The 20,202-nt window shown below is 61.7% G+C and carries 9 protein-coding genes and 1 pseudogene; 8 read left to right on the top strand and 2 right to left on the bottom strand.

From position 1 onward, the window contains the following. The first annotated feature begins 2 nt into the window (after window positions 1–2). The 8 genes from HDG37_RS35640 (at window position 3) to HDG37_RS35605 (ending at window position 17,453) form a co-directional block, all read left to right on the top strand. On the top strand, window positions 3–380 hold the full coding sequence (locus HDG37_RS35640; protein WP_184055863.1) for a GPW/gp25 family protein: 378 nt from the start codon (window positions 3–5) through the stop codon (window positions 378–380). After that, window positions 377–2,842: a baseplate J/gp47 family protein gene (locus HDG37_RS35635; RefSeq protein ID WP_184055861.1), complete on the top strand. Its 2,466-nt coding sequence runs from the start codon at window positions 377–379 to the stop codon at window positions 2,840–2,842. The genes HDG37_RS35640 and HDG37_RS35635 overlap by 4 nt, the downstream gene beginning before the upstream one ends. A 110-nt stretch (window positions 2,843–2,952) precedes the next feature. Next, the gene (locus HDG37_RS40150; RefSeq protein ID WP_184055860.1) at window positions 2,953–5,622 is read left to right on the top strand and encodes a putative baseplate assembly protein; all 2,670 of its coding nucleotides are present in this window, start codon (window positions 2,953–2,955) and stop codon (window positions 5,620–5,622) included. Then, window positions 5,619–7,913 carry a hypothetical protein gene (locus tag HDG37_RS35625; protein ID WP_184055858.1) on the top strand — a complete coding sequence of 765 codons (2,295 nt, stop codon included), beginning with the start codon at window positions 5,619–5,621 and terminating at the stop codon, window positions 7,911–7,913. Before HDG37_RS40150 ends, HDG37_RS35625 begins: the two co-directional genes overlap by 4 nt. A gap of 52 nt (window positions 7,914–7,965) precedes the next feature. Continuing rightward, entirely contained in the window at window positions 7,966–10,545 is a 2,580-nt protein-coding gene (locus HDG37_RS35620; RefSeq protein WP_184055856.1) for a DUF6519 domain-containing protein, read from the top strand. Between the two features lie 4 nt (window positions 10,546–10,549). Then, window positions 10,550–11,458: a DUF6734 family protein gene (locus tag HDG37_RS35615; protein ID WP_184055854.1), complete on the top strand. Its 909-nt coding sequence runs from the start codon at window positions 10,550–10,552 to the stop codon at window positions 11,456–11,458. Between the two features lies 1 nt (window position 11,459). Beyond that, a complete protein-coding gene (locus HDG37_RS35610; RefSeq protein WP_184055852.1) occupies window positions 11,460–12,953 on the top strand; it encodes a DUF4157 domain-containing protein in 1,494 nt (497 codons plus the stop codon). A gap of 24 nt (window positions 12,954–12,977) precedes the next feature. Next, entirely contained in the window at window positions 12,978–17,453 is a 4,476-nt protein-coding gene (locus HDG37_RS35605) for a DUF4157 domain-containing protein (protein ID WP_184055850.1), read from the top strand. A gap of 55 nt (window positions 17,454–17,508) precedes the next feature. Here HDG37_RS35605 and HDG37_RS35600 read toward each other — a convergent pair whose 3' ends face one another. Next, window positions 17,509–18,873 (bottom strand): sigma-54 dependent transcriptional regulator, encoded by a 1,365-nt coding sequence (locus HDG37_RS35600; protein WP_221312260.1) that lies wholly within the window; start codon window positions 18,871–18,873, stop codon window positions 17,509–17,511. Window positions 18,874–20,016: 1,143 nt separating this feature from the next. Then, window positions 20,017–20,202, bottom strand: a pseudogene (locus HDG37_RS35595) (hypothetical protein); the annotation flags it as partial.

Below are 20,202 nucleotides of genomic sequence, written 5' to 3'. Positions count from 1 at the left end.
CAATGAACCTGGCTTTTCCGTACAACCTCGACACGACGGGCCACACCGCTCAGACCGATTCATTGAGTCATATCACCGACATGATCGAGCAGATTCTCTTCACCTCGCCGGGAGAGCGCGTGAACCGCCCGACCTTCGGAAGCGGCACCGCACAACTGGTGTTTGCGCCGAACAGCGACGTGCTCGCCGCCGCGCAGCAAAATGTGATTCAGGCGAGCCTGCAGATGTGGCTCTCCGATCTGATCCGGATGCAATCGGTGACGGTGGTGGCGAGCGACGCGACCCTGCAGATCACCGTTGTCTATGTGGTGTTGCAGACCCAGCAGCAACAGACCCAGCAGTTCGTCTACGGCGGCAGCGACACGGGAGCCGGGTCATGATCTACTTCTGCTCACAGAAAAATCGCCGCGACCTCGTCCTGCGTAGCGCCACGCTCAATGGCATCGACTACCTGGAAGTGCTGACCGACCACGCCGGCTGCGGCAAGCAGTTGGCTGTCACCTTCCTCAAGGATGCGCGTGCGCTCGATCTCGATGCCGGCAATGCCGAGGTAACCGGCGACACGCCATTGAAGGTCGTCTCAATCGATGCGGCCACCGACGATGATCCGCTGCTCGTCGTCATCACCCTCGACCGGACCGGTGACTTCTCACCCTATACGTTCTCTCTGGTCGCCAAGCCAAGCGGCACCGATCCGCCTGCGGGCCTCGATCCGCAACTCTCGACGCTGACGTTCTCCTTCAAGGCGGGCTGCCCCTCGCCTGTCGATTGCCGTCCGCAACCGTGCTGCCCCTCGCCCGCGGCCGCTTCGCCCGATATCAATTACCTCGCCAAGGACTACACCGGATTCGTGCAGGTGATGCGCGACCGCCTCGCGGTACTGGCGCCGGGATGGACGGAAACACACGCCGCCGACATGGGCGTGGCGATCATCGAGTCGCTGGCCTACGCCGCCGATCACCTCAGCTACCAGCAAGACGCCGTGAGCACTGAGGCCTATATTGGCACTGCGAGAAGCCGCATCTCGCTGCGTCGTCACGCGCGGCTGGTCGACTATAGCGTCGGCGAAGGCTGCAACGCGCGCGCCTGGGTGTACCTAGAGACGGCGAAAGACGATCTGCTGGTGCCGCGCGGCACTGCGTTCTATGTGCGCACCCCGGGCGAGGCAGCGGTGGTCGATCCGCTCGACCTGTACCACGTCGCACTCCTGAAGAATAGCACGCAGCCGATCTTCAGCAGCCTGTGCGACGTGTGGCTATATATGGAACAAAATGAAATGCACTTCTACACCTGGGGCGACAGCAACTGCTGCCTGCCGGCCGGCGCGACCCAGGCGACCCTGGTGGGCACGCTCGAATCGCTCGCTGAGGGCAGCGTGCTGATCTTCCAGGAAAAGGTAGGCCCGCTGACGGGCAGCCCCGATGACGCCGACCCCACACATCGCTGGGCGGTGCGCCTGACCGGCGTGCGCACGACCAATGACGCCGGTGAACTGCTGTTCGACCCGCTTCCCACCCCGCCGCTGCACATCACCCAGGTCAGCTGGTCGGCCGACGATGCCTTACCGTTCCCGCTCTGCTTGTCGTCTACTTACCAGGGTGACGATGGCCCCGTACAGCTGGAGGACGTGAGCGTCGCGTTTGGCAATATCGTGCCGGCCGATCATGGCACGCTGGTCGATCACGAGATCCTCGGCGTGGTGCCGGCTCTGCCGCCCGCGCCACTGGTCGAAGCCAGCTGCGATTGCGACATTCAGGCAGTGGCCGCTGTGTCGTTGCTGCCCCCGCACGCACGTTTCTATCCGGAACTGGCGCAATCGCCCCTGACCTTCGCGCACGCCTATGCGTCCAGCGCGCCTGCCACTGCGTTTACCGCGGCTGGCCCTGCAACCGCAACGCCGCAGATTGTCGTTCACAGCGACGACAATCGCACCTGGACAGTCACCGAAGACATCCTCGGCAGCGGTCCGGACAGCGATAGTTTCACGCCGGAGATCGAGTTAGACGGCTCGGTGTTTCTGCTCTTCGGCGACGGCCAGTATGGCGCGGCGCCCGATCCTGGCTTGCAGCTCACCGCCCGCTACCGCATTGGTAATGGCAGCGTGGGCAATGTGGGCCACGACACGATTGCACACATGGTTGGCAATCCGCATCAGATCCGCAGCGTGCGCAACCCGCTCGCCGCCGCCGGAGGCACCGATCCGGAAGGCATGGAGCACATTCGCCAGTACGCGCCATTCGCGTTCCAGACGCAGGAACGCTGCGTGACCGAGGACGACTACAGCGTGATGACGGCAGCCCTTCCTGGCATCCGCCAGGCGCGCGGCACGTTCCACTGGACAGGCAGTTGGTACAGCGCCTTTGTATCGGTGGAACCCGAGGGCGCATTGACGAAGCGGCTTCTGCACGACACCACACGTTATCTCAACTTGTTGCGCATGCTGGGCATCGACCTGACCGTGAGAGCGGCTCAGATCATCGGCCTGAAGATCACGCTGCGGATCTGCGTGGCGCCCGGCCATTTCCGCGGCGACGTGTTTGCCGCGCTGATGAAATTGTTCATTACCGGCAATCAATGCAACGGTCAGCCTGGCCTCCTTGCCGCCGCCAACTTCGTGTTCGGCGAAACGGTGTACGCCAGTCCGTTGATTGCCGCGGCGCAGTCGGTCGACGGCGTAGTCTCCGCTACGCTCACCACGTTCAGCCGGCTCGACGCGCCGTGGGTGGACGGCGTCGCGCTCGGTTACATCAGTCTCGGTCCGTTGCAAATCGCCGCCTGTGACAACGATCCCAATCACCTCGACCGCGGCGTGTTCGCGCTGCAACTGGACGGTGGCAAATGAGCGTCTGCCCGATCACGGCCGAGGAGCTGTGCGATTGCTGCACAGGCGTCTCGATAGAGACGCCTGAATTCATTGGCAACCGCCCGGCACTGCCGGCCATTGTCTATCGCGTGGGCCGCTATGCGACATTCAACGCCAGCATGCTGGCCTGTCTGTTGGAGTCGGCCTATACGCCGATGAGCCTGTTGCGCACGCGCGACCCGAGCGACTACACGATCGCGCTGATCGACAGCTATGCGATCGTGCTGGATATCCTGACGTTCTACCAGGAGCGTTTCGCCAACGAAGCATATTTGCGCACCGCCATCAACCAGCGTTCGGTATTCGAGCTGTCGCGGCTGATCGGCTATGTGCCCTCGCCTGGCGTAGCCGCGACGGATGTCCTGGCGTTCACGCTTTCCGACGCACCCGGCTCACCGGACAACGTGCTGATTCCTGCCGGCACACGCGTGCAAAGTGTGCCCGGTCCCGGCCAGACGCCTCAGGTGTTTGAGACATCGTCAGATCTCGTCACTCAAATCGGTTTGAATGCTCTGCCGGCGCAAACCTTCGTGGCATGGCAGCTCACCGCCGACAACAGCACGTGGGTCGTAGGCACGGTCAACAATATCAACATCGGCGACACGCTGCTGTTTGTCAAAGCCACGAACAGCGTGCCCGACACAACCGGTCCCGGTGACGTGCATATCGTCACCGCCGTGACGCTGGATTCGGCTAACGGCATCACGCGCATCACCTGGAACAGCGCACTCTCCTCCTCTTTCGCGCCCGGCATGACCGCCGACCAGGTCTGTCTGTACGTCTTCCGCAAGAAGGCCGCGCTGTACGGTGCGCAGGCGCTCAATCCCGCGACTTTGGTGGCTGGAGGCGTCGGCAGCATGATCGGCGGGGCGCCGGTCACGCAAGGCGACGACTGGAGCTTTGCGAGCTATCAGGACGGCACCTACCAGCTCAATCTCGACGCTTCCTATACCGGTTTGACCCCCGCCGCGAACACGCCACAATGGGCGGTATTCATCGGTTCCCAAAGTACCGCGTTCTTCGCCGTCACCGGCGCGGAAGAATCCAACCCGAATCTTTATACGCTCACCACCAAGACCACGCGGCTCACCTTCGGCTTTGGAGAGGTGCTTACGGCGGGCGCATCCGTGTCGCTCGACAACGCGCTCTCCGCCTTCGAAGCCGATACGCGCAACGTCACCGTCTATGTGCAGAGCGTGCAATTGCAACTGGCCAACATGCCGCAGGTGCAATGGAGCAGCAATCCCGGCTACGCGATGCAGGACGGCATGCTCGCGCCGGTCGGCGGCACCGAGGTTGCGGTGATCGGCGGTCAGCAGATCGTCGCCGGGCAGCCATTGAGCGTTTCCGGCAAACGCGTGCGGCTGCAGGTGCTGCCGGGGGCGAATGCGAGTTTTGCGCCGGCAGGCTCGTCGGCCTCGCTGGGCGTGACCGATAACCAGGTTTTCCTGGTCGGCGGCTACCCCCCAGTCGCGTCCGCGAACGGCGCGCCCGTGTGGAGCGTCGTCACGCTGAGCGGCCTCGCCGGCTATCTGCAGGTCGAAGATGGCAGTGTGCGGTTGCTGCCGTCCGACAAGAACGACGCAGTGGCAAGCGAAGCGTCCGCCGTCACCACGCCATCCGTGCTCGGGGACATGACCACGCTCAACCTTGATGGCATGCTCGCCCGCCTGTACGACGCGGGCACGGTCAGTGTGAATGCCAACGCCGTCAATAGCAGTAACGGCGAGACGGTCCAGGAGTTGCTGGGTTCGGGTGATGCCTCTCAGGTCGCCTTGACGTTCACGCTGAAACAGTTGCCGCTCACCTACGTCTCGTCGACCAGCACCAATGGCACGCAATCGACGCTGCAGATTTGGGTGAACAACCTGCAATGGCACGAGGTGCCAAACTTGCTTTCCGCCGGGCCCGCCGACCGCGTCTTCGTCACTCGTGTGAATTCTGCCGGCTATACCGTCGTGCAGTTCGGCGACGGCACGAATGGCGCCCGCACGCCAACGGGCCAGATGAATATCCGCGCGGTCTACCGCAAGGGCATAGGCGCTGCCGGCATGGTGGCGGCGGGCCAGTTGTCGCAGCCGCTGGACCGGCCACAAGGGCTTAAATCGGCGACCAATTCGAGTGCCGCTGCTGGCGGCGCAGACCCGGCCACCGCCGACGACGCACGCGCCCGCGCGCCGTTGCCCACCCTCACCATTGGCCGCATTGTCTCGCTGGAGGACTACCAGAACTATGCGCTGAACTTCGGCGGCATCGCTAGGGCGGTCGCGTCGTGGACTTATTTCAACCGCACCCGCGGCGTATTCCTCACGATTGCCGGAGCCAACGGCGCCACCTTCCAGCCGACCGATACGGTGATCGTCAATCTGATCGAATCGTTGCACCGGTACGGCAACAAGTACGTGCAGTTGCAAGTCGCGTCCTACGATCCGGTGCCGTTCCAGATCGCAGCAAACGTGCTGGTCGATGGCGATCACGATTCCACGCTGGTACGGGCTCAGGTATGGCAGAACCTGGTCAACGCCTTATCGTTTGATGCCCGCCTGCTCGGCCAGAATGCCGCCGCGGGCGACATTATCGAGATCGTGCAGTCCACGCCCGGCGTTGTCGCCATGCAATTGAAGGCGCTGTTTCTCACCGGCAGCTCACCCGGCGCCGTTCCCGGGCAGCTATGCGCCGCCGGTGCGTCGCCGCCACGGGGCGCGCAAATGCTGCTGCTCGATCCCGCCTGCCAGAACGCCATCGGAGCATGGTCATGAGCCTCGACGCCGCCGATCTGTTTGCACTGATGCCCGCGGTCTATCGCACGCGCGACGCCGCAAATGGCGGACCGCTGCAGGCACTCTTCGAGGTGATCGCCACTCAAACCGGCATCGTCGAACAGAACATCGAACAGCTCTACGACGACCAGTTCATCACGACGTGCATGCCATGGGTCATTCCTTATATTGGCGACCTGATTGGCTACAACTCGATCTACCAGACGTCGGCAGGTCTCGACAGCCGTGCGGAAGTCGCAAACACCATTGGCTATCGCCGTCGCAAGGGCACGCCCATTGCGCTGCAGCAGGTGGCCATGGACGTCTCCGGACGCCCCGCGGTGGTGGTGGAGGAATTCCGGCGGCTGATCACCACGCAGAGCCTTCGCCTGCCCCGGCCGCATCATGTCGCATGTATCGACCTGCGCCGCAATGCGGTGCTGGACGATCTTGACGACACCGCGTTTGACATGAGCAACCGTACGCTGGACGTGCGCCGTATCGCGCCGCGTATGCGCGATGTGCCCGATCCCGATCCGACGCCACTGGACATCGCGCTGCACGGCCCGGGACGTATCAACGTCTCCGACATTGCGGTGCATTTATGGCTCTGCAGCCCCTGGCAATACGAACAGGCGCCGGCTTTCGTGGTGGATGCTCGCCGCTTCAAGTTCAATGCGCTCGGCCTCGACATTCCGCTGTTTTCGTTGCCGCCGGCGGCTGGGCTGCCTTTCACTGTGATCAACACCCGGCTGGATGTGCCCCAGCCGATTCGCCGCGGTGAATTCCTGCGGCAACTCGCTGACTTTTACGGCCAGAGCATGATGCTGTTCGCCGATGGCGCGCCGGTTGCGCCGTCGCAAATCTGCTGCGCCAATCTTGCCGACCGCGTGGATGGCAATTGGTGTGCCGTGGCGGCCGGCAAGATTGCGATCGATCCGGAACTCGGGCGCATTCAATACGCGGCCGACCTTACGCCGCCACAATCGCTGCGTGTGACCTACGTCTACGGCTTCCCGGCCGCAATCGGCGGCGGCCCCTACGATCGTACCGCCACGCTTGGCCAGGAAATTCCCACAAAGAATCCGGCGCAGGCGGATTTTTTCGCGCAGGTCGGCACCTCTGCCTGTCCCGACCTGGAGGCAGCCGTCGCCCAATGGAATCTGCAACCGGCCGGCTCGACCGGTGTGATCGTACTGCCGGGCTTCGAGCGTTATGTGATCGACCTGACGGGCGCGAACGCCATCACCCTCGCATCGGGCAGCACGCTCGCGATTGCCGCCGCTGTGCCCGTACCCTTGGGCGGTCCACGCGACATGATCTGGAACAATGCGTGTGTCACCCTGCTCGGCGATATCGACATCGCGGGCATGCCGCCGCCCATGCTCGAAGGTGAAGTGCCGCCGGTTGGACAGCTCATTGTCAACGGCCTGTTGATCGAAGGACAGATTGTCATTGGAAAAGACCCGGTAGCCGTGCAGCTTTCCGATTGCACGCTGGTGCCGGGGCTCGGAGCGGCCAATCCGGGACTGAAGCAATGCGAGCCGGGCGTGATCGTGGAAAACGACGCCACGCTGTGCGTGACCCGCTGCATCACCGGTCCCATTGCGGCGAACCAAGCAGGCGCCGTCCGCCTGTGCAACAGCATGGTCGACGCCACGTCGCCTTGTTGCGTGGCCTACGCCGGGTCAGACGGCTACTCAGCCGGCGCTGACCTGCATGTCGAGGACAGCACGATCATCGGCAAGGTGCGTACCCGCACGATGCGATTGGCCAGCAACACGATTTTCTTTGCCCGTCTTGGGCGGCACGATCCGTGGCCGGCCGCGCTATGGTGCAGCCGGCGGCAGGACGGCTGCATACGCTTCTGTTCTCTGCCCACCCAAGCCATCACGCCCAGATGCTATGAATGCCTGCCACCGGATCCAGACAACGCCGCAGCGTTCGCGCCCAGTTTCATTACGTTGCGCTACGGACTGCCCGCCTATGGCCTGCTGAGCGGCGATGTGCCGATGGCAGTGTGGCATGGCGCGGACAACGGCTCGCAAATGGGCGTGTATCACCAGATACAGGAAACGGAGGCTGTCTCCAACGTGCAGATACGCACGCCAGAGTACTTGCCTGTCTTGCTGGAAAGCGGACTTTTCCTGCATCCATCACGCCCGTTGCCGCGGCCTGAACTCCCCGCGTTCATCTATTACGGCTATTACTCCGGCCGGCAGCGAAGCTGTTGTGACGATGAGGATGACGAACTGGCCGGTTTGCCAGGCATCGGCGCGAATTTGTTGTAGGCAGGCGTTCCACCACGACGCACACCCTATGTACAGGCAAGAGGGGCATGCCATGAAAGGTGATTTCAGCCGGATCCGCTTCGAGCAGAACAAACATTACACGGACGTGCTCGATCAGCAAGGGCGCGTTGCCTACGACGCGGACCATAACGAACAGCGCTTCATCGACCGGCACCGCCGCGCGGTTGAAACGGTCGACGTGATCGGCGAGTATGGGGCGCCGATGCATGATCCAGGTTTCGCCATCACCGTGACCGGCAACAACCTGAGCATTGGCGCGGGCCGCTATTACGTGCACGGGCTGCTGTGCGAAAACGCAGCGGCATTGGCTTACGATCAACAGCCGTTCCGGATCGCACAAGACGAAACCGACCAGATCGGGTTCCTCCTCGATGAAATGCGCCGCAACCGCCGCAACGCATGCCTGTGCGTCTACCTCGAGGTATGGCAGCGCATGGTGACCGCGCTCGACGACAGTTGTCTGGGCGAACCGGCACTGGGTCAGGCGGACACCACCACGCGCATGCAAACGGTATGGCGCGTTGTCGCCTATCCATTTGCGCCCGGCACGCCGTCGTCGGCCAACGCATCGGGCTTTACCGCGCAGGACCCGTCATCTTTCGCGCTGAAGGTTCGCGCCTGCAGTTGCGACGCCATGTATCGCGCAACACCTGTCGAACGTACCGGCACGTTGTGCGCGCAGGTCGCGGACCGGGGCGACGACTGCGGCTGCCAGCCTATCCCCGCCGCAGGTTACACGGGACAGGAGAACCAGCTCTACCGGTTCGAGATCCATCGTTCGGGAACGCTGGCTACGGCAACGCTGAAATGGTCGCGCGAAAACGGCTCGATTGTGGTTGCGATCGCATCCGTGTCAGGCAACAAGGTGACGGTGAACAGCCTTGGCATGGATGCCAACCTAGGTTTCCAGGAAGGCCAATGGGTCGAGATCAGCGACGACACCAATCTGTTCGGCGAAGAGCCGAACCAGCCAGGGCAGTTGTATCAGATCCAGCATATCGACCGGCCGTCCATGACGCTGGTCATGACCACGACAGTGCAGCCGGTGGACACCACGCGCAACGCCCGCTTGCGGCGCTGGGATCAGGTCGGCAGTGCTGCCACAGCCGATGGTGTTGCGCTATCCGATAAATGGTTCATCATTGAAAACGGCATCCAGATCCGCTTCGGCACCGGCACTTATTTCGCGGGGGACGCGTGGACCATCGCCGCGCGCAACGCCACCGGCCAGATCGACTGGCCGCCTTGCGGCAACGACGGAAAACCGTGTCAGCCTGCGTACTACGCGCACATCTACCGCGCACCGCTGGCATGCATCGGCCTGAGCGACACTGATGACTCGGTGACGACCGACACGGGCATGTTTCGGGAAGCGGCGTTTGCCGAGGAAGTCTATTCCCCGTTCAAGGTGGAAGACTGCCGGCGGCGGTTCCCCAGCCTCACCGAACTGGGCGGCTTCGTCAATGCCAAGGCCTTGCACATTACCGCCATCAACTGGCAGAACGACGATGTGATGACATTCGACGCGCTGGTGGCTCACGGCTTGGAGGTCGATTTCGATCAGCCACCGACGGGTCCGCTATCATCCGCCAATTTCATCGTGACGCTCGAGACGCCGATTCAGCTACAGACACAGGCCGCTCTCGGGAACGAACTGAACGCGCCCGTGCAAAATGGCTACCCGACACCGACCGTCATACGCACCGAGTTCATTCTCGATTCGACGGTTCAGCGCCAGGGCACAGCCGTGACGTGGACACTACCCAGCGAGAATGTCAGCTCGCACCAGATCGCAGACCTTCAGGCCATCAACAGCGGGCTCGTGCCGTGGGCATTTCTGGGCACGCCGGTGCGCGCGCGTGTGAAGTTGCCGGGGCGCGCGCTCTATGCCAGCACAGCGGCGGGCGCGCAACTCTACCTGGATGGACAGGCTTTCGGCCAGAGCGTCATCAGCAAGACAGAACAGCGCGAACGTATCGACCTGCAATTGCCTACCGGCAACGACGCACGCGCGAGCGATTTCGAAAGCTGGTTCTATCTGTATCCGGCACTGGCTTTGGAAAGCGTCGCCTTTACTTATGCGCAGCTCTTCGTCGCTGATATCGAAGGAACAGCGGGCATCGTCAATGCTGAGCCTAACCCGATCAAGCCACTTGTGCAGCAAGCCACCATCGAGCTCAACTATGCGGCCACGGTAGCCGCCACGATTCAGCTCGCCATGTCCGGTGATTCCAGCATCGCGAGCGTGCCTTCGACCGTGGCGGTCAACGCGGGCGACAGCGGCGTGAGGGTGAACGTCACCATCAACGGCGCGCCGGTGAGCGACCAGCAGTCTCGCTTCACCTTGACGGCTTCATTGCCTTCGGCGCTCAATCAGGCCACTTCTCAGACCGCCTCGTTCACAGTGATAGGACGCGGCGGCAAGCCGGCGCCCGCGCCAGCGCAGGCGCAGCCCATCGCGGAGACGAAGACGGTTACGGAGACAGAGACGGAGATGAAAACGCAGCCGGGCGAGGCAAGCGCCCCGTCAGTCACGCAGAACACCGAGGCGCCCACTCCCAAGGCGACGCCGGCGAAACGGCCCGCTTCCCCCAAACGCAAGCGGAGCTGAAGCGATGCGCGCCGTATGGTCGTTCTGGAGCAAGCCCTTCACTGCACACAAGGGGAAATCCTGGTGCGCGCCGCACCATCACCTGCTTGCGTGGGGCCTGTCGCTGCGGCTCGCGCGCAAGCACTATCCGGAGACCGTGCTGGTCACGGACAGGGCTGGGAAAACACTGCTGATCGACCAGCTCGGGCTCGAGTTCGGCGAGGTCAGCACCGAGCTCGAAGCGTTGCGCGATGTGGAAGAAGGCTGGTGGGCGCTCGGCAAGCTGTATGCGTATAGCTTGCAGGAGCGCCCGTTCATTCATATCGATGCAGACGTCTTTCTCTGGAAGCCTCTGCCGCCTGCCGTGGTCAACGCGCCGGTATTCGCGCAGTGCCCTGAGTATCACCCGCCGCTGGACCTGTATGCGGCGCCGTCGGATATCGAAACCGCATTTGCGCGACATGGGCTCTCGTTGCCGGTGGAATGGGAATGGTCGCGCTCGCTGGGAGAGCCGTCCTTTCGCGAGGAAAACTGTGGCATCGTGGGTGGTCAGCATGTCGACTTTCTGCGCTATTTCGCGACGCTCGGACTCAAGCTGGTGCGCGACCCCGCCAACGCGGCCGCGTGGCACGAGCTGCCGGATAAGGACGGCTACAACATGCGGGTCGAGCAATTGCTGCTCTCGGTCTGCCTCGACTACCACCGTTTCCATCCGGACTCGCCGTATCGCGGAGTGCACGTCAGACACCTGTTTCCCAGCTGGGCCGACGCCTTCAACCCGGCCCGGGCTGCGCAGGCGGGCTATACCCATCTGCTCGGATCCAGCAAGAGCGACGCCAATGTCGCACGACGCCTTGAGCGGCGCATGCAAAGCGAGGACCTCGATTTCTATCGGCTCTGCGTGCAGCTCGGCCAGCGCCTGACGAGGACTTGAAATGACATCCGGACCTGCCAAACCCGCCGGCGATGTGGTCCGCCCTGTGCCTTCGCTGAAGCGGCATGGTGCGACGGCTCGGGACCCCGCACCGGAGGCCGCTCAGCGCACGCGGGCGCCGGATGCCACGCCGAGTGTGACACCGCCATTGTCATCCAGCATTCCGGCGCTGGCGCTTGGCGAGCGCGCTGCCGGAGCTCGCGGATCGTCGAACTATCCGCTCATCCGGCAGGCCACGCAAAGCGCCGGCCGGCCACTCGACGATGCGCTTGAGGCGCGCTTCGCCGCGCATCTGCAGACGGATTTGAGCGATGTGCGCATCCACACCGGCGAACAAGCCTCGCGCTCGGCCGAAGGCATCGAGGCGCAGGCCTACACCGTCGGACAGGACATCGTGTTCGGCGTCGGACAATACCGGCCGGACTCTGCCGACGGTCAGCATTTGCTTGCGCACGAACTGGCGCATGTGGCGCAACCCGACGGCCCCCGCACGCGCGCGGTGAGTCAACCGACGGACGCGAGCGAGCGGGAAGCCGACCACGTTGCCGATGCGCTGATGCAAGGCCAAACCGCCCGTCCGCGAATCGCCGCCACCGCGGCTGCGCAACGCGAGCCGCAGAAGGAGGCGAGCGAACCGGCGCACGAGCCGGTTCTCAACCAGATGCTGGATCACGCGTCACTATTTCTTGCTGCCTCGATTGGATCGGCCACCTTGAGCGGTTTCGATACCGGGAAGTCCGACCTGAAGCCGGCTCATATCGCCGAGTTGAAAAAAACCGCATACAGCATCACCTCTTTGTTGCATCACTACCCGCAATCCACCGTTACCGTGATCGGCCACACCGACACGGTGGGCACTGAGGCGCATAACCTCGAACTGGGCGCGGCACGTGCCATGGCAGCGGCCGATGCGCTGGAAAAGCTGGGTGTGCCGGCGGCCATTGTCACGACCTCCAGCGCCGGGGAAGCCGCGCCACAAGCGGTGAAGACCCGGGATGAAGCGCCCAATGCGCAAAACAGACGCGTGGACATACGCTTCGAACCGCAGGCTGCACAAAGCGTGAGCGTAGTGCCGAAGCTCGAGCCCAAGGGGGACGAAAAGACATCGGGACTGGCGCAGACGCCACCGCCGGATATCAACTATCACGGCTCGCTCGATCCGTCGTACCGCGGGCCGCCATACCGCCCCGACGAACTGCCGCTGGATTTCTGGAAACCCATACCGACTGCACCGAAAGGGGTGGGTCCGAAATCGGTGATCGACTTTATCGGCGAAAGGGTCATCGACCCGGTCGTCGATCGCGTCGCGCACGGGTTGTCCAAGCAGGCACGCGACAAGATCAAGGAGGCCGCGCGCGACAGCGTGAAAACGGGCGCGGCAAAGTTGGCGCGTCTGGCGGCCGAAGGGGCCGGCGTGAATGATCAGCAAGCGCTGGATGCCATCGAGAATGCGACAAAGGCGGCGATTCAGGAGAAGGGGCGAGCACAGCCGTAGTGGCTCTGCTCGTTGGTCATCGCCATGGGCACGCAATCCGCCAACGCCGTCAAAGGCCCTGCTCCCTCCATATCGCAGCACGCGGCCAATATCATGCGTGCGCGTGAGCGCGCCGACCAAGCTGTGCATAGCCAGGAGTTGCGTGGTTTCGAACCGACCATGTCGCTGGCGTCTTTTTCGTCATTTCCTGCACTGGCGCCTGGCGACGCTAGAGTTCTGCCAATGTCCCCGCTACGCGCTAACCCGGCGGCGCGGCCGGCGCATCTATCCCTCCCGCGTATTCAGGCCGTGCCACGTGCAGACAACTACGAAGAACGAGTCTTACCTGCCGAAAGAGTCAACGACGCTCCGCCATTGTTCGCGCAGCGTCAATGTGTCGCCTGCGCCGCGGAAAATGACGACGAGCCTGCCTTGGAGACCGTTCTGCTCAAACGCAAGTACAATGGTTGCGCCGCAGAGGACCACGACGAACCGGGGCTGCATTGCAAACCATGGCCGGAGTTACCGTCAGCCTCTTCGCCAGATGCCGCGTCGCCCCAGCAAGCGATCCGTTCACGCACCGAGCGGATCGTGCGCGAAGCACTGCTGCACAGCTACGGTGAAAGACTTGGGACAGACGTGCGCAGAGACATGGAACGTGCGTATGGTGTCGACCTGAGCAACGTGCGCGTCCATACCGACGCACTCGCCAACAGCGCAAGCAACGCGCTCGCCGCTCAGGCGTACACGGTCGGACAATCCATCTATTTCGCGTCGGGTCGCTACCAGCCGCAAGTCGCAGGCTCCCGCGAACTGCTCGCGCACGAACTCGCGCATGTTGTGCAGAACCGCAACGGAAACGCACTTGCCCCTTCGCGCAAGCGCACGTTTAACGTCAGCGCGCCGCACGATCCGTCCGAGGTCGAAGCAGACGCCGCCGCGCGCGCTGTACTCGCCGGCCGAACGTTTCGGGTGCGTGGCAGCGGTGCTGGCCTCGTTCAGCGAAAGGGTCTTTGGGGCGAGGCGCTCGACTGGGGAAAGACCAATGTCGACGAGGCTGAATCGGCCGTCGCTTCCGGCGCGAAGAAAGTCGCCGATTTCACCGGCCAGCAATTGATGAAGGTGCTCCGTGTGGTCTCCCCCGGCCTAGCTGACATCATCGACGAAGGGCCGGTCGACTTTGCCAAGCGCAAGGTCTCCGAGGCGCTGGATGCCCATCTGCCCGCGGCGCTCGGTGGCTTCAGCATCGACCAGCTCTCCAGGGGCCTGGGTTCTTGGCTAGGCCAAGCAAAAGGCTTTATCACGAATCTGACGAAAGGCGACAAACAAGCGTGCAAGGCATTCGCCGCCTCCATGCACAATCTCTCCGATTTTGTCGGCAAACTGATCGAGAACCCGATAGTGGACGCCGTCACCGGCGCGCTCGGCAAGGTATCCGACTTTTTGACGAACGTGCTAAAGGTAATCGCCGAGCCATTCTTCGACGGACTCAAGCAATATGTGTCGGGAACGTGGTCAACGTTGAAGGCCGTCGCAAGTACCATAGCCGGCTGGTTCAACAAGGCCAGGACAGCGCTAGGCGATGTCTGGAGCCAGCTCGTCACGCTGCTGGGCTTCGATGGCAGCAGCGAAGACACCGTGTGGGGCTGGATCAAGAGCGAGGCGGCAAAAGTCTGGAATGCGCTCAAGGCCGCAGTCGCGCCGGCCATCGAGCCATTGAAGAAGATCGCGTCGGTCGTGGCGCTGTTGACGCCAATGGGGCAAATCCACGCGATCATCAAATACGGTCCCAAGCTTGTGCAAGTGGTGAAGTGGATCTGGGAGAACGGCCTTTCGCCGCAACAGATCCGTGAGGCGCCGGCCGATATCCGCGACATGCTGGAAAGCATTGGCGCAAACGTCAACAACTTCGAGGAGACGCTCAAGAGCGGGCTGAATTGGCTCTCGGAGAATCTCTCGTGGCTGGCTGACGCAATGCTCGATGCGGCGTCGAAAGTGACCGGACTGCCTCTGTTGAGCTTCGCGCACAACCTGTTCGACGACGCTCACAGCGCCCTCAAGACCATGGTCGCAGACGTCGAGCAAGAAGCGACGCAAGTGCTCGCCAGCATCGAATCCAGCGCGAAGAGCATCGACCGGTTCGTCCAGCCGTACAAGGGCGTCATGTCGAGCATAATCATCGCGATCGCCGCGCCGCCGACCATTCCCGTTTTGCTTGCGGGCTGGGCTTGGGGAAAACTCCCCCATTGCGTGAAGGCGCCTATCCTGGACTTCGTGCTCGACATCGCGATCAAGGCCATATCGAAGGTTCCGGCGCTGCCGACGTTTGGTTTGCTTTGGTCACTGCTGAAGCCGGGCGTACTGGCATTCCTGAAGACCTTACGTGCGTCTCCCACGGAAGTGAAGGAGGCCGTTTCCAACAAGATCGCAAAAATCCTGAGCGGCTCCGATCCCGATTTCTTGCTCGGCTTCGTCAAGGGTTTCGCGCAGGGCGTGTGGGAGGGCATCAGCGACCCAATCAAGGCCATCTGGACCGTGCTTGAAGGTCTCGACAAGGCGACGCAGTATCTGTTGAGTCTCGCGGGCGTCACGAACCCTTCCGAACGCTCGCCAGCTACGGATGAGGGACCGTCTTCGCCGCCGGCGACGGGCGCTTCGGAGCATGCACCCGTCTTGACACAGTCGTATGCAGCGCCGGCATCGACGCTTGCAGCCGCGCACGCCAAGCAATCGGCCATGCAGACAAACCGTGCGCCAGATGCGACGAGCGCAGCCTCGCAGTTCACGGCGAGTGCCGAGAACACCGCGGAGCAAGTCATCGATAGCGCTAATCTTCCAACGCTCAAAACCGCTGCGCAAGAAGCCGCACAGAACATCGGCCCTAATGTCGCCACGGTGAAGGGAAATTTTTGGGGTGCTGTACAGGACTATTTCAACGGCGGCAACATGACGTTCGACGAGACGATCCGCCGATTGTCGAGCGCCTGGGAGGCGGCGCGAACCAAGATTGCCGAGGGCGGCGCTTGGCTGGCCGGTCAACTCACGGAGTTCTTCAAGGGCGACGCGGCGGAATCCGAACTTGGCGACAAGATTGGCTGGCTCACCGGCACGTGGGTGTTCCAGGTAGTGCTCGATGCCCTCTCCGCTGGTACGTGGACGGAGGCCGATTCGATCCTGATCGGGATTGCGAAATTCATCAACTGGCCCATGGAGGCACTGGGAGAGGCTTTCAAACTACTCAGGTCTCTCGGAAGATTTCTGCTTGACGGCATCAAAAGCCTGGGTTCCGCAATAAAAGAAACGGCAAGTGGGGCATTCAGAACCGTCTCCAGGGCCATCGGTCAAATTGGGGAAAAACTGATTGCTTTCGGCGAACAGGTCTTCGCCAGGCTCGGCGGCAAAGCAGCACACGTCGAGGCGAAAGAGCTGGGTGTTCTCGGAAGGGAGACCGGAAGTCTGACCGAACGTGAAGGCTCGCAGCTCGGGCGACAAGAGGCACTCGCCGAAGGCAATGAGGCCACAAAGAAAATCGAGGAGCAGGCTGGGGGCAGCAACGTACAGGAAACAGAAGGCAGTAGCGCACGCAAGGAAGCGGAGTTGGGCGCCGCCGAAGCCGAAGCAAAGACAATCATGTCAGCGGACAGCTTAGCGGGTGTGCCAGTCCCCGGGCTGATCGCGCAGTTGATGGGCCTCAAGCTTCAGTTCTCCTGGATCAAGTCTTTCGACGCGCAACCGAAAGGCAACGGCCACTATGCAATCCACATGATTGCGAGCGACCATCTGCTGGGCGACTATGACGTAGCGCTACAGGAAGACATTGGCAAAAGGCTCACGTCCCTGATGGACTCCTCGCAAGGCGAGCGCTATCTGATTGACACAGGCTCCGAACATCGGCTCGCAGAAATCTACGCGAAGTCGAAAACCGATCCAAAAGCCGCAGAGCGTATGCTGCGCGAGTTGGAGGGCGACGTCGAGCGGGCGGGCAGCGAACTCCCCGGGCATCACATGGGCGAGATGTCCTCGGGCGCGGATGTCGACGCAGTCGACGATGCTGCAGCCGCGCTGCCCGACAGACGTCCGAGCGATTTGTTCAATCAGACACAGCTGGAGCGCGACGAAGCAGAACTGGGGCGCGAGCGAGGCAATACCTTCAACGCCGAGCGGGCGCATCTCTATCGCTATAATGAAGTCACTATTTCAACAGGCATCCCTGGCAAATATGTATATCTGGATTCATACGTAGAAGGCCTGGAGATCGTATCGAGAAAGTATCCGCGCGGCGCCGTGATGGAAACCGAGCGCGCCATGGATTACATCCTTGAACTGGCGGAAAAGTATCATCCAGGCGCCCGGATTGCGAACACCAAACGGATGAAAGAGCTGGGCATTGCAAACCAGCTTCTCAAGGGCAGACCGATCCTGGAGGTACCTGTACTTCTCAAAGACGTTCCGGAAGATGTGCTCGCCTACGCCGAACGGATGGGCGTAACTATCCGGGACACGGAAGGCGCCGTCTATTGAAGCGACGCAGGAGTGACCACTCGAGAATGTCTCTGACGTTGACCAGGTATGTCATTCAGGCACGAAACCGCTCCGGTGCAATCGCATGCTTGCGCATCAGCGCGAAAAATGCCCGCCGGTTCTTCTGCGCGGCCGACGCGGCGCGCGTGACGTTGCCTGCGTTCACCATCAGCAAGCGTTCAATGTAGTTGCGCTCAAACGCCTCGACGGTGCGGGCCTTGGCCTCGCGGAACGATTCGACGCCCGGGTCTTGCGCACCATCTTCGGGCAGTTGCAGGTCGTCGGCGCCGATGACGCAGCCGTGACAGAACAATACAGCGCGCTCGATGACGTTCTGCAGTTCGCGCACATTGCCCGGCCAGTCGTAAGTCAGCAATTTTCGCAAGGCCTGTGGCGTCAGCCCGATCACTGCGCGACCGCCTTTGCGGCAGGCCTCGTCAATGAAACGTCTCGCGAGTTCGGGAATATCATCGTGGCGCTCGCGCAACGCGGGCAACACCATGTTCAATACATTAATACGGAAGTACAGATCGCGCCGGAACGCGCCCTGTTCCACCAGCCCCGCCAGACTGTGATTGCTCGCGGCAATCACCCGCACATCGGCATGGCAAACGCTGCTGCTGCCAACGGGGCGATATTCCTTCTCCTGGAGGAAACGCAGCAGCTTGGTCTGTGCGTCCAAAGGCAGCGAATCGATCTCGTCGAGAAACAGCGTCCCACCTTCCGCTTCACGAACCAGCCCGCTGCGCGCCGCATGGGCCGACGTATAAGCACCCCGTACGCAGCCGAACAGTTCGCTCTCCATCAACTCGGAGGGAATGGCGCCGCAGTTGACTCCCACCAGCGGGCGAGAGGCGCGCGGCGACAGGTAGTGAATGGTCCGGGCAAAGACTTCCTTGCCTGTCCCCGTCTCGCCGAGGATCAGCACATTGGCATCGCAACCGGCGATAATCGGAAGTGCTGAGAGCTGCTTCACAAAACTGGCGCTGGAGCCGATCAGACCATGGGCGCGCGCCGTCTCTATCGCGGCTGATTCATCCAGTCGAAGACGCGATAGCAAACCTGCCGCGCGCCGCACGCGCGTGCACAGTTCGTTGTCCGCATATGGCGACGACACAAAATCGAATGCACCTGCGCAGAGCAAGGCAGTAATCTGCTCTGCCTGAAGATCAATGCAGATAACTATGATGCTGCACGCAGGCGACACGGCGCGAAGGCGCATGATCTCACCAGTCGCAAGTTCCAGTGATTCCGCACGGACCAAAAGTATCAGCAGGTCACACTCAGCCCGAACGGACGCTTGTGGCTGCCATATCATCTTGAGTTCCGACGGAACCTGTGCCCGCAACTCGTCGTATGCCATGCGGCCCAATGATTCCAGTGCAGCCACTGCACAAACTCCACAACTCAGCATATTCATGTGCGACGCCTCGATGATCGATTTCCGACAGCGCGAAAACGATCGCGTTGATATTCTTGCCGTTCGCGCAGACGCGTTGCATCCATCGCTCAGGGGTCATCGATGCGGCGTCCGGGGTACCAAGTCGACACGCACATCGCACATCACCTCGGGCGTCATGAACGACGGTCCTGAAAAGACACTGGCTTGTACAGAAGTGTGCCGTTCAATTCCGTAGAACGGATAGCCGACGCCGCCGCGATGTCCAAGCATCGAGTTCGCGTCGGAATGACCTAAACGATCGTTTCCCTCGGATCAATCGATAATCGTGGCACCGACTAACATGGCTAGCACCCCAGCCCGCGGACAATATCAAGCGGCATTAGCTACGTTGAAATCGATCTCTATCGAATCGCAGACCTCATGATTTTCAGCCGCATCGGAGGCGCGAATCCCCTTCAAGCTAGGTTGTGGATTTCGAAAGTCAAGCAAGACACCGCGAAGCGGACCACTTCATCTTTCATGTGGTAGCAACCATTTAAAGAAGAAAACGAATCTCTCGTCCCGGCATTTCACAAAGGCCGAATAGTCGGTCCTTGTCTCGGACAACGAAGCGAGTGCCAGTCAATTATGCGATGCGCATAATTGGTAACAGTCGCCTGAACGTGCTCGTTGAAATCATCTCGTTACCGTGAAAGCTGGGTAGCACGATAACGAGATGCGTTGAGATGGGAATTCAACCTTGAATCTCATTGCGCATGCACAACTGCGGTGCGCGCAAGTCTTTGTCACCTTGTAGTCGAGCGAATACTTGTAGGCGTGCTAACACTAATTCATGGCGGCATATCGCTCAATCGTTCACCTACGTAAAAGCATCGTATAGCCGGTCTTGATCTGGACGTGCCATTGACCCATACTCAATCAATTGGATACGCCTTCTGGAAAGCAAGGCGGGAAGCGAGTCCGTCGGGGCGGCGACATTGAGGACGTATGGGCACCCGCATTCCAGTGCTCAACCTGAAGCAAATTGCGCGAGGTGAACCGCCCCGGATTTGGTGGAGGCTCCAACTCCTGAGAAAATGGCGCCATGAACAAGTCGAACAAGTTTTCTGCTGAAGTCTGGGAACGTGCAGTCGGCGCGTGTCAAGGTACTTGTCGCCTCAGTCATGCAGCCAAAGGCTGTTTAAGTGTGGCGTGCGAGGCCATCGTGACGACTGACTCGCGCTCCGGATTGAGGGTGACGGCGCCGATTGGTGTCCAGTCTCGCGTGCAGCCTGACCAGCGTGCGGGGTTGCGTTCCCGCGCCTGGACATATACCTCGTGACGCGCCGCGAGGATCACGTGATCGTC

Source organism: Paraburkholderia sp. MM5384-R2, from assembly GCF_014201025.1.
Lineage (GTDB): Bacteria > Pseudomonadota > Gammaproteobacteria > Burkholderiales > Burkholderiaceae > Paraburkholderia > Paraburkholderia tuberum.
This window is presented reverse-complemented; position numbering and strand designations above follow the sequence as displayed.

Coding starts and splice junctions, on each gene's coding strand:
- HDG37_RS35605 (WP_184055850.1), top strand. CDS start 12,978: ATGGGCACGCAATCCGCCAACGCCGTCAAAGGCCCTGCTCCCTCCATA.
- HDG37_RS35640 (WP_184055863.1), top strand. CDS start 3: ATGAACCTGGCTTTTCCGTACAACCTCGACACGACGGGCCACACCGCT.
- HDG37_RS35600 (WP_221312260.1), bottom strand. CDS start 18,873: ATGAATATGCTGAGTTGTGGAGTTTGTGCAGTGGCTGCACTGGAATCA.
- HDG37_RS35635 (WP_184055861.1), top strand. CDS start 377: ATGATCTACTTCTGCTCACAGAAAAATCGCCGCGACCTCGTCCTGCGT.
- HDG37_RS35625 (WP_184055858.1), top strand. CDS start 5,619: ATGAGCCTCGACGCCGCCGATCTGTTTGCACTGATGCCCGCGGTCTAT.
- HDG37_RS35615 (WP_184055854.1), top strand. CDS start 10,550: ATGCGCGCCGTATGGTCGTTCTGGAGCAAGCCCTTCACTGCACACAAG.
- HDG37_RS35620 (WP_184055856.1), top strand. CDS start 7,966: ATGAAAGGTGATTTCAGCCGGATCCGCTTCGAGCAGAACAAACATTAC.
- HDG37_RS35610 (WP_184055852.1), top strand. CDS start 11,460: ATGACATCCGGACCTGCCAAACCCGCCGGCGATGTGGTCCGCCCTGTG.